This window comes from Nonomuraea insulae (assembly GCF_042656245.1).
The window spans coordinates 42,789-55,794 of record NZ_JBHSPA010000070.1 but is presented as its reverse complement, the minus strand read 5'-3'; the positions used below and the strand labels follow the sequence as shown (position 1 = coordinate 55,794).

The following is a 13,006-nucleotide window of genomic DNA, read 5'->3' as shown; positions in this document are numbered from 1 at the left end:
CCGAGCTGCGGCGCAGGCCCGACAGGAAGCCGTACGCCGACGCGGTGGGGGATCTCGACGGCGCGGTGAAGAAGGTCGCGCTGCTGGAGGACCAGCTCAGGGCGCAGGAGGAGCGTCTGCATGAGCGTGAGCAGGACGTCGGCCGGTCGTTGCGGCGCCTGACCGAGCTGGCCGACCGCCACTCCCTGCCCACCGCGCTGCCCGCGCTGGACAACCTCGAGGACGCCCTGCGCACCGCGGAGACGACCGGCACCGTCTGGCACGACCGCCGCGCCGACGCCCGCGCGGCCGGGGAACGCGCGGAGCTGGCCGCGGAGACTGCGGGCGAGTACGAGCGGCTCGCCGTCGAGGCCGTCGAACGCGCGGAGGAGGCCGCGGCCGGCGCGGTCGTGCTGGCGGAGCGGCTGGCCGCGATCGAGTCCACGGTCGGGGTCGAGCACCTCCAGGTGCTCGAACAGCTCCAGCAGGCCCAGACCTCCTACCAGGTCTGCCGCCGTCTCATCAAGTCGGTCCACGACGAGCTGGCGCGGATCAACGCCCGGCTCGGCAGGCTCAAGGGCGAGCTCGGCACCGCCGAGGACAGGCACGCGGAAGCGGGCCGGTCGCGCGACGAGGTGTCGGAGCGGTTCCGCCGCCTGGCGGCCGGGCACCTGCCGGCGGACGCGCGGGTGCCGGTCGAGCTGGCGCCGGAGGCCGGGGTGCGGGCCGTGCTGGAGGCGGCCAGGGCCGTGGCCGAGCGGCTGTCGGCGGTCCCGTACGAGCACAAGAACGTCAGGGAGGCCGAGGCGCGGCTGCAGGACGCCTTCCACCACGCCAGGGAGATCCTCGCCGACCGGGCGGACCTGGAGCTGGCGCCAGATGAGGACGTGCAGGTGCTCACCGCCACCGTCAGCGGCGTGCGGGCGGGGGCCGCGGCGCTCAGCGCGGCGCTGCGCAAGGAGCGCGACGAGCGCAGGTCGGACATCACGGACGTCGAGCGGGACCTGTTCGACCGCACGCTGGCCGGCGACACGCGGCGGCACCTGGCCGACCGGATCAGGCAGGCGACGGCGCTGGTGGACGGCATGAACCAGCGCCTCGAACGTGTCCGCACCGCCTCGCGGGTCGCGGTCCGGCTGGTGTGGCAGGTCGACCCCACCCAGTCGGCCGGTACGCGAGCCGCCCGCGACCTGCTGCTCCGCGACCCGGCCGGCCTGTCGGAGTCCGACAAGGAGGCCCTGTACGTCTTCTTCAGGGACCGCGTGGAGGAGGCGCGCGCCGACGACTCCTCGGCGAGCTGGGAGGACCAGCTCATGAAGGTGCTCGACTACACGGCCTGGCACCGGTTCGTGGTCAAGCTCGACCGGGGCGACGGGCAGGGCTGGCAGGACCTGACCAGGAAGTTGCACGGGGCGCTGTCGGGCGGGGAGAAGGCGATCGCGCTGCACCTGCCGCTGTTCGCCGCAGTGGCCGCGCACTATCAGACCGACCCGGGGTGCCCGCGGTTCATCCTGCTGGACGAGGTGTTCGTGGGGGTGGACAAGACGAACCGGGGGCAGGTGTTCGACCTGCTGGTGGATCTGGGGCTGGATCTGGTGCTCACCTCCGATCACGAGTGGTGCGAATATCGGGAGCTGGACGGGATCGCGATTCATCAGCTCATCACCGGCGACGGGGACGACGCGGTGACGACGGCGCGGTTCGTGTGGAACGGGTATCGGACGGTGCCCGCCGAATGACGACCGGGGACGTTCCTGATCGGCTGCGGGTGGCGGAGTTGCGGCCCGTGTGGGAGGCGCTGCACGGGCGATTGTCCTCCGGGCAGCAGGTCAGCCGGTTCAGGGTGACGGGGCTGGAGGCGGCGGAGCAGGCCGCGGTCGCCGATCTCCTCGGTCTCGACCGGTACCCGGGGCCGGCGGTGACCATCGACGTGGCGCGGCTCGAAGGGGCGCTCGGGCTCGACGCGCGTACCGTCGCCGAGGCCGTCGTCGGGCCCATCGGCGACCGGCGGCGCGGGCACGCCGAGCGGCGGCACGAACGGCAGGCGCTGCTCGACTGGTTCGCCGCCCACCCGGTGGTCGTGGCCGAGCCCGCGCTGCTGGCCCTGTCGGCCGTGCGCGCCGGGCGTGACCTGCTCGGGCAGGCCCTCGGCGTGCTCGCCGCACTGCCCGCCGCCGGACGGCCGCTCGCGGCGGTGGCCGCCGGCGTGACGGGCGACCCGCACGCCCTGGACGAGGGCACCCGGCTGGGCTCACTCGTGCTGAAGGCCCTGTCCATCCTGTACGACGTGCCGGCCCCCGAGGGAGCCGAGGCGCGGCGGGCCCTGTGGGAGCGGGCGGGTGTGGCCTGCGACGCGCTGTCCACGACGGTGCTGGTCGCCGGGTTACGCCCGTCCGGGCCCGGCGCGCTGGCCCGGGTGTCGCGGATCTGGGACGGGCGGCCCAGCGTGATCACGCTCGCGCAGCTCCAGGACGTACCGGAGTTGCGGCTGGGCGAGCGGGACGTGTGGGTGGTGGAGAACCCGACCGTGCTGGCGCTGGCCGTTCAGCGGCACGGCATGTCCTGCCCGCCGGTGGTCTGCACGTCCGGCTGGCCCAACAGCGCCGCCGTCCGCCTGCTGCGCTCCCTGCCCGGCGTCCGGCTGCACTACCACGGCGACTTCGACGGGGCCGGCCTGCGGATCGCCGCGTACACGATGGCCAAGACCGGCGCCGTGCCGTGGCGCATGTCCACCGCCGACTACCTGCGCGCCCTGGAGGACTGCCCGCCCTCCGGTCTCGCGCCAGGACGGGTCACCGACGCGCCCTGGGATCGCGACCTCGGGCCGGCCATGCGCGCGCACGGGGTGGCGGTGCCGGAGGAACTTCTCGCGGAGCGGCTGCTGGACGACCTCTAACTTTAGAATTGACGGTATGCCGATCAGACGCGTGCACACTCATGCGAGCACATCCTGGGAGGGAGTCATGGGCTTCCTCGCGGACCAGACTCCGGCGTGCGTCATCTTCGACGTGGAACCGCTGGTGAGCTTCTGGAACCACGGGCCGGCCGATCTGGAGTCGGGGGTGGCGCGGGTGCTGGACGAGGTCGCCGCGCTGCCGTCCGTCCGCATGGTCGCCTTCGCCACCAACTCCGAGCGCCGCCCCGCCGCCGCCCTCACGCGGGAGGGGCTCGACATCCGGTATGTCGCCTACGCCGGCAAGCCGTTCCGGTCGAAGGGCTACCGGGACCTGCCGAAGCCGGGGATCGTCGTGGGCGACCAGGTCGCCACCGACGGGCTCCTGGCCTGGCGGCTCGGCTACACCTTCCTGCGATACCGGCCGGCGCCCTCGACGATCCCGGCGGGGCCGCGGGTCATGGGATACGTGGGCCGTCCCTTCGAGCGGTTGCTCTTCACCGCCCAGGGCGTCAGCGGAGGGCTTCCCCCGGCGTGAGCTGATGGGCCCAGGGCGGGTCGGCGCCCTCGACCGAGCAGGTCAGGGCCGACACCTGGGCCGCGAACGCCGCCGCGTCCACGGCTGCCTCCAGGTCGAGGGCGTCGAGACGGCCGCCGAGCAGGCCCTTGGCGTCCAGGGCGTGGAGCAGGCCCGCGGTGAACGAGTCGCCGGCGCCGATCGTGTCCACGACCCGCACGCGCGGCGCTCGTACCTCCGCCCGTTCGCCGTCCAGGGACACCAGCGCGCCCGCCGCGCCCCTCGTGATGACGATCAGGCGGGCGCCGGCGGCGTGCCAGGTGTCGCAGGCCCGCTCAGGCGGCACACCGGGCAGGAGGAAGTCCAGGTCGTCGGCGCTGAGCTTGAGCAGGTCGGTCCACTCGCACCAGCGGGCCACCTGGTAGTCGTCCTTGGCGGCGAGGCTGGGGCGCACGTTCGGGTCGACCGAGATCGTGGCGTGCGCCGCCGCCGTGCGCGCGAACTCCTCCACCGCCGTCCCGCCCGGCTGCCTGACCAGGGCGAGCGAGCCGGTGTGCAGGCAGGCGCCCGCGCCGATCCGGGAAGAGTCCAGTTCGTCCGGGCTCCACTGCCAGTCGGCGGTGCCGTCGGCGTAGAAGGTGTAGGCGGCCTGGCCGGCGCTGTCGAGGGCGGCGATCGCGAGCGTGCTCGGCTCCCCGGCGGCCACGCACGCCGACAGGTCCACGCCGGAGGAGGCCAGGTGCTGCCTGAACAGCTCGCCGAAGACGTCGTGCGAGATCCGGCCGAGGAAGCGGGTAGGTGTGCCGAGCCTGGCCAGCGCCACCGCCGTGTTCGCCGGCGAGCCTCCAGGCAACGCCCGCAACGCCAGCCCATGTCCCTGCGCCGCCACGGGGGTGGTGAAGGCGTCGGCGACGCACTCGCCCAGGACAGCGATCATCGGGCCTGCCTTTCGCCGCCACGTTGCCGATTCGTTACGGCGTGAGGGCATTGACGTTTCTCCGTGCGGAGTTCATCATCGCAGCACAGGCGATGTCAACGTTGACATATGTCAACGATGACATGGGATAACCCCTGATAGGAACCGCCATGAATGCGAAGCTTCCGGCCGGACTCCTGATGACCACCCTTCTGATCGCGGGCTGCGGCGGCGGAGGAGGCGGGCAGAGCGCCCCCGCCACTCCCAAGGTCGGCCTGATCACCAAGACCGAGACGAACCCCTTCTTCGTCAAGATGAAGGAGGGCGCCCAGAAGGCGGCCCAGGCCAGCGGCCTGGAGCTGATGAGCGCCGCGGGCAAGTTCGACGGCGACAACGCCGCCCAGATCACGGCCATCGAGAACATGGTCGCCGCCGGCGTGAAGGGCATTCTCATCACCCCGAGCGACACCAAGGCCATCGTTCCGGCGATCAAGAAGGCGCGGGACGCGGGCGTGCTCGTGATCGCGCTCGACACCCCCACCGAGCCGCAGGACGCCACCGACGCGCTGTTCGCGACCGACAACCTCAAGGCCGGCGAGCTGATCGGCCAGTACGCCAAGGCCGCCATGGCCGGCAAGCCCGCCAAGATCGCCACGCTGGACCTGGCCCCCGGCATCACGGTCGGGCAGCTCAGGCACGACGGCTTCCTGAAGGGCTACGGCCTGACGGCCGGCGACCCGTCCATCGTCTGCTCCCAGGACACCCGCGGCGACCAGGCCAAGGGCCAGACCGCCATGGAGAACTGCCTGCAGAAGGCCCCCGACATCAACCTCGTGTACACGATCAACGAGCCCGCCGCGCTGGGCGCGTACACGGCGTTGAAGGCGAAGGGCCGCGAGAAGGAGGTGCTGATCGTCTCCGTGGACGGCGGCTGTACGGGCACCAAGGCCGTGCAGTCCGGGCAGATCGCCGCCACCAGCCAGCAGTACCCGTTGAAGATGGCCGAGGACGGCGTCAAGGCCGTCGCCGCGTTCGCCAAGGGCGGCCAGAAGGCCACCGGCTACACCGACACCGGCGTCACGCTCATCACCGACAAGGCCGTCTCCGGGGTCGAGGCCAAGGACACCGCCTTCGGCCTGGCCAACTGCTGGGGCTGAGCATGACCGTCATGGAAGCGCCGCTGCCGCGCCGCCTGGCCGCCACGCCCGTCGCGGGGCCGCTGGGCGCGCTGGTGCTGGCCTGCGTGTTCTTCGGCCTCAACAGCGACCAGTTCTTCACCGGGCCCAACTTCTCGCTGATCATCCAGCAGGTCATGGTGGTCGGCACGCTGGCCATCGGGCAGACCCTGGTCATCCTGACCGCGGGCATCGACCTGGCGTGCGGCGCGATCATGGCGTTCGGCGGGATCGTGATGACCAAGCTGGCCGTGCAGGGCGGCCTGCCGCCGCTGCTCGCGCTGGCCGCCGGGCTGGTCGTCTGCGCCGCGTTCGGGCTGGTCAACGGGCTGCTGGTGACGCGGATCTCGCTGCCGCCGTTCATCGTGACACTGGGCATGCTGAACGTGGCCTTCGCCCTGACGCACATCTACTCGGATGAGCAGACGGTGACGGAGTTGCCGGCGCTGCTGACGTATCTGGGGCAGACGTTCCAGCTCGGCCAGACGAACGTCACCTACGGCTCGCTGCTGACGATCCTGCTGTTCCTGCTGTTCGCGTACCTGCTGGGCTCCACCGCGTGGGGCCGCCACGTGTACGCCCTGGGCAACAGCCCCGAGGTGGCCCGCCTGAGCGGTATCAGGACGAGCCGGCTGACGATCGGCGTCTACACGCTGGCGGGCTTCGTGTACGGCATCGCCGCCCTCCTCCTGGTCTCCCGCACCGGCGTGGGCGACCCCCAGGCGGGCCAGACCGACAACCTGGACAGCATCACCGCCGTCGTGCTCGGCGGCACCAGCCTGTTCGGCGGCCGGGGCCTGGTGCTGGGGACGCTCGTCGGGGCGCTCATCGTGGGGGTGTTCCGCAACGGCCTGCAGCTCATGGGGGTGCCGTCGATCTACCAAACGCTCATCACCGGCATCCTGGTGATCCTCGCGGTCGCCGTCGACCAGCTCTCCCGCAGGAGGAACCGATGACGACCGCTGTGCTCCAGGCGCGCGGCCTGGTCAAGAGGTACGGGCACGTCACCGCGCTCGACGGCGCCGACTTCGACCTCATGCCCGGCGAGGTGCTCGGGGTCATCGGCGACAACGGCGCCGGCAAGACGAGCCTGATCAAGGCGCTGACCGGCGCGCTGCAGCCGGACGCGGGCGAGATCCGGCTGGACGGCGAGCCGGTACGCTTCCGCGACCCCCTCGACGCGCGCCGCCACGGCATCGAGACCGTCTACCAGGACCTCGCGATCGCCGCCTCGCTCGACATCGCGACCAACATGTTCCTGGGCAGAGAGCTGCGCAAACCGGGCCTGCTCGGCAAGGTCTTCAGAATGCTCGACAAGAGCCGCATGCGTGAGGAGTCGGCCCGGCACATGGCCGAGCTCAAGATCGGGCTGCGCTCGCTCACCCAGCCGGTCGAGTCGTTGTCCGGCGGGCAGCGGCAGGGCGTCGCCGTGGCCAGGGCGGTGGCGTGGGCCACGCACGTCGTGGTCATGGACGAGCCCACGGCGGCGCTCGGCGTCAAGGAGTCCGGGCAGGTGCTCGACCTGATCAGGCAGGTCCGCGACCGGGGCACGCCGGTGGTGCTGATCAGCCACAACATGCCGCACGTCTTCGAGATCGCCGACCGCGTGCACGTCCAGCGGCTGGGCCGCCGCGTCGCCGAACTGAGCCCGCGTGAGCACAGCATGGCCGAGGTGGTGGGCATCATGACCGGCGCGCTGCAGATGTCGGAGGGCAAGTCGGTGGTGGCGGACAAGGATGCGGCGAAGGCGATCGGCTTGTCGTGAGATGGGAGCCACCGGTATGAGCGGCCGTCCCGGCCATGGTTGACGGCCCAGTTGGCGGCGGCCCAGTTGGCGGCGGGCCAGTTCACGGCGGGCCAGTTGGCGGCGGGCCGCCGGCATGAGCGGAACGCGGCGTCCGACGATGGCCGACGTGGCCCGTGAGGTCGGGGTCACCGCGAAGACCGTCTCGCGGGTGCTCAACGACGAGGAGCCGGTCGCCGTGGAGACGCGCGCGCGGGTCATGGCCGCGGTCAGGAAGCTGGGCTACCAGCCCAATCTCATGGCCCGCAACATGCGGGTCGGCGCGCGGGACGCGGCGATCGGGCTGGTCATCCCGGAGATGGGCAACCCGTTCTTCGGGACCGTCGCGGGCGGGGTCGAGAGCGCCGTACGCGCCCGCGGGCTCACGCTCATCGTCGGCTCCTCCGACGAGACGGCCGAGCTGGAGCAGTCGCTGATCGCCACGTTCCTGGCCCGCAGGGTCAGCGGCCTCATCGTCGTCCCCGCCGCCGCCGGCCACCACCGCCACCTGCGCTCGGAGCGGATGGCCGGGCTGCCGATCGTCTTCCTCGACCGGCCGGCCGTCGGCCTGACGGCGGACTGCGTGGTCAGCGCCAACCGGGAGGGCTCGCGGGCCGGCGTCGCCCATCTGCTCTCCCACGGCCACCGCAGGATCGGCTTCGTGGGCGACGTGCCCGCCACCCTCTACACCCGCCGCGAACGTTTCCAGGGTTACCGCGACGCGCTCGGCGGGTCGGGGCTGCCGTTCGACCGGTCGCTGGTGGAGAGCGGGCACGACGTGGAGGCCACCGCCCTGGCCACGATGCGGCTGCTGGCGCTGGCCGACCCGCCGACGGCGTTGTTCGCGGGCAACAACTTCGCGTCCATGGGGGCGGTGGTGGCGCTGGCGCGGGCGGGGCGTAAGGATGTGGCGCTGGTGGGGTTCGACGACCTGCCGCTGGCCGAGGCGCTGGATCCGCCGCTGACGGTGGTCGCCCAGGACCCGGCGGGGGTGGGGGCCGCGGCGGCGGAGCTGGTGCTGGCGCGGCTGGACGGCGACCGCTCCAAGGCCCGCCGGGCGACCGTCCCCACCCGCCTGATCGTCCGCGGCTCCGGCGAACTGCCCCCGCGACGCTGACCTCCCGGTGGAACCGGCCGGGCGGGCGGCCCCGACGCTGACCTCCCGGGGGGACCGCCCGGGCGGGCGGCCCCACCGGGGGATTCAGCGCTTGACCGTGAACTGCCCGGTCAGCGATCCGAGGGTGACGGTGTACGTGCCCGCCGCACTGCGCCGCAGGTCGAACGAGACCCGCGCGCTCCGGCCGGAGCCCAGCGACACCTCACGCCGCTGCTCCTCGGCGCCGTTCACCCGCAACACGGCCTCGTACGCGCCCGCCTGCTCACCCACGTTCTTCACCAGCGCCCGCACCTCGACGCGCCCCGACCGGGACACCGATGGCGAGACCTCCAGGGAGGACAGCGCGAACAGCGCCTCGGGACCGGCGACCAGGTCGTGCACGAACACGTCGGAGCGGCGGTTCGTGTCGCCCTCCGCCAGGTTCGCGGAGGTGCTCTCGAAGGTCACGTACCGGCCGTCCTCGCTGATCGACGGCAGGGTGGAGCGGCCGTCGCCCTCCACACCCCCGGGGGCGGCGGACAGGCGGGTCGTGGTGCCGGCCGCGACGTCGCGCAGGAACACGTCGCTGAGTTGGTTGGTGTCGCCGCTGACGAGCGCGCCCGAGTCGCTGTAGAACGCGACCTTGCCGCCGTCGCCGCTGAGCGAGGGGGCGAAGGTCAGGGCGCGGGTGCCCTGACCGTCCACGGTGACCGACACGAGGTCGGACTTCCCGGAGGCCAGGTCGTGGACGTAGATCTCGCCGAGTCCCACGCCGTTGGTGAAGGCCAGGGCCGTCCCGTCGGCGCTGATCACGGGCCCGTCGGTCGAGGTGTCCGGGTACGGTCCCGTGATCCGCTTGAGCGTCCTGGCCTCACGGTCGAGCAGGTAGCTGTCCATCTCGCCGTTGTCGTCGCCTGGCACCAGGTCGGGAGTGCTGGCCTGGAACGTCACGTACCGGCCGTCGGCGCTGATCGTGGCCTCGCGGGCGTTGCCCGTCACCTGGGTGCCGTCCTGGGCGACGGAGATCCGCTCGGTCGTGCCGGTCTGGCGGTCACGCAGGAACACGTCGTTGCTCTCGTTGGTGTCGCCCGGTACGAGGTTGGACGCCATGCTGTCGAAGACCGCGTAGCGCCCGTCCGCGCTGACCCTGGGCGCGCCCGACAGGTCGTCGCCCGGGGTGCCGTCGGACGACACCGAGATCATCTCGGCCGTCCCCGTCTGCCGGTCGTACAGGAAGGAGTCGCTCACGCCGTTCGTGTCGCCCTGGACGAGGTTGCTCGCCCCGCTGTTGAACCCGACGAACCGCCCGTCCCTGCTGACCGTCGGCGACAACGAGAACGAGTTCGCCACCCCGCCGCCGATCGGCACCGAGACGCGCTCAGTGGCCCGGGTCCGCAGGTCGGTGCTGAAGACGTCCAGCTCGCCGTTGGTGTCCTGCTCGTCGGTGAGGTTGGTGGCGAAACTGGCGTACACCACCACGCTCCCGTCGCCGCTGAGCTCCGGCCACCACGTGTCGTGGTTGGCCTGGCGCCCGTCCGTGCCGAGCGAGACGCGCTCGGTCTGGGGGCGGCGCGGCAGCGTGAGGTCCGCGCTCGCCTGGTGCCGGCCCACGGTGACCGCCACCGGGCCGGACCTCGACACGCCGGCGGCGTGCGCGGAGACCTGGTAGTCGCCGGCCGGGACGTCCTTGATCGTGTAGCGGCCGTTCCTGTCGGTGGTGGCCGTCAGGTCGTCCGGTACGCCGAGCACCGTGACCGTGGCGCCGGGCACCGTCGTGCCGGTCGGCTCGTAGGACACCCGGCCCGAGATCGTGCTCCAGGTGGTGCGTTCCAGCTCCAGGCGCGTGTCGGTGAGCCGGTCGGCCTGGACCCGGTAGGTCTTCGAGCGCTTCTCGTACCCGAACCTGGTCAGCGTCAGCTCGTGCTGACCGGCCGGGAGCCGCAGCTCGAACCGGCCGTCCGCGTCGGTCTCGGTGCTGCGGCCGTCCGCCCTGGCGATCTTCACGCCGGTCAGCGGCCTGCGGGAGCGCTCGTCGGTGACGGTGCCGCGCACGCCGCTCGTGAGCGCCGCCTCGGCGACGGCGGCGTAGGCGTCGATGCGGCCCTGGCCGATGCGGGCGTTCGGGCGGGCGCCGTAGGTGTCGTCGCCGGCCGAGGTGCCGAGGAGGATCTCCTCGGTCGCGTCCACGGTCAGGCCGGGACGGGCCTCCAGCATGAGCGCGACCGTGCCCGAGACGTGCGGGGTGGCCATCGAGGTGCCGTTCAGCGAGGTGTACCCCCCGCCGGGGTAGGACGACAGCACGTCCACGCCGGGGGCGGCCAGGTCCGGCACCACGTACGACTCCGGCCACTCCGGCGGCGCGTCGAACCAGTCGGTCCGCTTGACCACGCCGCCGCAGGAGAAGTCCGGCACCGCGTCGTCGGCGTCGGTCGCGCCCACGGCCACGGACTCGTAGACGTTGCCCGGGCTGCTCGACCCGCCGGGCGGGCAGTCGTTGCCGATGGCGAAGGAGGGGAACGCGCCGGCGCGGTAGATGTTCCTGGCCGGCTCGACCAGCTCGTCGTCATAGCCCGTCGCGCCCAGCGACATGCTGACCACGTCGGCCGGCTCGCCCGCCGGGCTGCCGTCGGCCGCGTACGGCGCCAGCGCCCACTGCATGCCGGCCAGCACCTGCGCGAGCGTGCCCTGACCGCCGGGAATGACCAGCCCGGCCATCAGTTCGGCGCCCGGCGCGACCCCGATCTGGGTGCCGGAGGCGTCGCCGCCCGCGATGGTGCCCGCCACGTGCGTGCCGTGGTAGCTGCTGTCATGCGGCTCGGACGACGGCACCGGCTTGCCGTCGGCGTCGAACTCGATCCAGCCGCCCGGGTGCTTCGGGTCGGCGTCGGCGTCGCTGACGAGCTTGCCCTTGAGGTCGGGGTGGGTGATGTCGATGCCGGTGTCGAGCACGGCCACGCGCACGCCCTTGCCCGTCAGGCCGCGCTCCTTGACCACCCGGTCGGCGCCGATCTTGGCGATGCCCCAGGTCGTGGGCTGCGCCGAGGCGGTGGTCTTGGGGGTGACGGCCTTGTCCGGCTCCGGGGCGCTCAGGGTGAAGTTGGGGATGATCCGGTCGACCAGGTCGAGGCCGGTCAGGGCGGTCAGGGTGTCGGGCGTGGCACGCACCAGGACCATGTTCTTCAGCCAGAACGTGTTGACCACCTGGTCGCCGCGCGAGCGGACGAACGCGACGATCGGGTCCTGCACCGGCTCCGCGCTCGCCTTCAGCTCGGCGCGTGCCTCGGCGGGGGAGCCGGTCTTCGGTGACTCCTGCGGGGTGCGCACGATGACGGCCGCCTCAAGGCGGCCGGTGGCGGTCTTCATCTGCTCGGCCAGCCTGGCGTCGATCTTCGGCTCGGCTCCTGGGCCGGGGGTCACGGCCTGCGCCGCGGCCGGGTTCACGGCCAACGGTATGAGCGTCCCGGTCGTCAGCATCACGGCTGGTAAGACGGCCGTGAGCAGGCGTCGCCCAGGGAAACGGCGGGGGGACAGCGGCATGACGCTCCTTCGTTCACGTGGCCACAGGGGCCGATGAGGCAGTTGAACGCTGACATCTTCCGCTGTTTCCTGACAAGATCCATTGATGACGAGTTTCTGTCATGTGACGTAAACCCGACACCTCGCTCAGGAGGGCTCCGTGCTCGAAGCGATCGGACTCGGCCCTCAGGGCGAGGAGGTGTACGACGCCCTCGTCCGCCGCACGCAGGCGACGGTCGCGGAGATCGTCACGGACTGCCACCTGCCGGCCACGGCCGCACGGCGCACCCTGCAGTCCCTGGTCGGACTCGGCCTGGCCACCCGCTCGACCGGCCGCCCCACCCGCTACGTCGCCGTCTCACCCGACAGCAGCCTGGAGGCCATCCTGCGCGAACGCGAGCGCGAGCTGGACGGCGTCCGCACGCACATCCGTACCCTCATGGACGTCTACCGGGCCGGCACCCGCTTCGCCCACCCTGGGGAGCTGATCGAGGTGGTCTCGGGGCGCGACGAGCTCAACCACCGGTTCGTGCAGATGCAGCAGGACACGCGGGTGCAGATGCGCGGCTTCGACCGTCCCCCGTACGCTGCGCCGCAGGAGCACACCGAGTCGAACCCCATTGAGCTCAACATGTTGCGGCGCGGGGTGAAATATCGCGTCATCTACGACACCAGCGTGCTGGACCTGCCCGGGTGGCTGGACGACGTCACGGCCGGGATGCAGCACGGCGAGCAGGCCAGGATCGCCGCCGACCTGCCGATGAAACTGGCCATCTCCGACGATCGGCTGGCCATGATCCCGCTGTTGCGGGCGGGGGACAGCGTGCTCGCGGCCTCGTACCTGATCCATCCGTCGCCGCTGCTGGACGCGCTGGTGGCGCTGTTCGAGGCACTGTGGGAGCGCAGCGTCCCGGTACGGGCGAACGCGCCGGGCGGCGAGTTGTCGCAGGACGAGGAGCGGCTGCTGACGTTGCTGGCCTCGGGCGCGACCGACAAGGCGGCCAGCAGGGCGCTGGGGTGGAGCGAGCGCACGGTGCAGCGGCACATCACCAAGCTGATGCGCCGGCTGGGCGCGCAGACCCGGTTCCAGGTGGCGATGGAGGCGACCCGGCGCGGCTGGATCTGATCAGC

At 72.2% G+C, this 13,006-nt stretch carries 10 protein-coding genes; 8 read left to right on the top strand and 2 right to left on the bottom strand.

From position 1 onward, the window contains the following. The 3 genes from ACFPZ3_RS49030 to ACFPZ3_RS49020 form a co-directional block, all read left to right on the top strand. Window positions 1-1,718 (top strand): SbcC/MukB-like Walker B domain-containing protein (locus ACFPZ3_RS49030; RefSeq protein ID WP_379521302.1); only part of this gene is annotated, 1,718 nt, incomplete at its 5' end. Continuing rightward, the gene (locus ACFPZ3_RS49025; RefSeq protein WP_379521301.1) at window positions 1,715-2,875 is read left to right on the top strand and encodes a TIGR02679 family protein; all 1,161 of its coding nucleotides are present in this window, start codon (window positions 1,715-1,717) and stop codon (window positions 2,873-2,875) included. The genes ACFPZ3_RS49030 and ACFPZ3_RS49025, both read left to right, overlap by 4 nt. Window positions 2,876-2,891: 16 nt before the next feature. After that, window positions 2,892-3,410, top strand: coding sequence for an HAD family hydrolase (locus ACFPZ3_RS49020; RefSeq protein WP_379521300.1), 519 nt, complete (start codon window positions 2,892-2,894; stop codon window positions 3,408-3,410). Here the strand turns inward: ACFPZ3_RS49020 and ACFPZ3_RS49015 are convergent. Continuing rightward, window positions 3,385-4,326: a carbohydrate kinase family protein gene (locus ACFPZ3_RS49015; protein ID WP_379521299.1), complete on the bottom strand. Its 942-nt coding sequence runs from the start codon at window positions 4,324-4,326 to the stop codon at window positions 3,385-3,387. The two genes, ACFPZ3_RS49020 and ACFPZ3_RS49015, sit on opposite strands and share 26 nt — an antisense overlap. A 149-nt stretch (window positions 4,327-4,475) precedes the next feature. Between ACFPZ3_RS49015 and ACFPZ3_RS49010 the strand changes: the two genes are divergently transcribed. The 4 genes from ACFPZ3_RS49010 to ACFPZ3_RS48995 all read left to right on the top strand — a co-directional run bounded on the left by ACFPZ3_RS49010 (window position 4,476) and on the right by ACFPZ3_RS48995 (window position 8,380). After that, window positions 4,476-5,462, top strand: a complete 987-nt coding sequence (locus ACFPZ3_RS49010; RefSeq protein ID WP_379521298.1) for a sugar ABC transporter substrate-binding protein — start codon at window positions 4,476-4,478, stop codon at window positions 5,460-5,462. 2 nt (window positions 5,463-5,464) lie between these two features. After that, entirely contained in the window at window positions 5,465-6,436 is a 972-nt protein-coding gene (locus ACFPZ3_RS49005) for an ABC transporter permease (protein WP_379521297.1), read from the top strand. Next, complete coding sequence (locus ACFPZ3_RS49000; RefSeq protein ID WP_379521296.1) at window positions 6,433-7,245, top strand: ATP-binding cassette domain-containing protein; 813 nt, start codon at window positions 6,433-6,435, stop codon at window positions 7,243-7,245. Before ACFPZ3_RS49005 ends, ACFPZ3_RS49000 begins: the two co-directional genes overlap by 4 nt. Before the next feature lie 139 nt (window positions 7,246-7,384). Continuing rightward, window positions 7,385-8,380, top strand: a complete 996-nt coding sequence (locus tag ACFPZ3_RS48995) for a LacI family DNA-binding transcriptional regulator (RefSeq protein WP_379521323.1) — start codon at window positions 7,385-7,387, stop codon at window positions 8,378-8,380. An 84-nt stretch (window positions 8,381-8,464) separates the two neighbouring features. On the opposite strand, the gene ACFPZ3_RS48990 is transcribed toward ACFPZ3_RS48995, so the two are convergent. Next, window positions 8,465-11,896, bottom strand: coding sequence for a S8 family serine peptidase (locus ACFPZ3_RS48990; protein ID WP_379521295.1), 3,432 nt, complete (start codon window positions 11,894-11,896; stop codon window positions 8,465-8,467). 139 nt (window positions 11,897-12,035) lie between these two features. On the opposite strand from ACFPZ3_RS48990, the gene ACFPZ3_RS48985 reads away from it, so the two are divergent. Continuing rightward, window positions 12,036-13,001 carry a helix-turn-helix transcriptional regulator gene (locus ACFPZ3_RS48985; RefSeq protein ID WP_379521294.1) on the top strand — a complete coding sequence of 322 codons (966 nt, stop codon included), beginning with the start codon at window positions 12,036-12,038 and terminating at the stop codon, window positions 12,999-13,001. The last annotated feature ends 5 nt before the right edge of the window (window positions 13,002-13,006 follow it).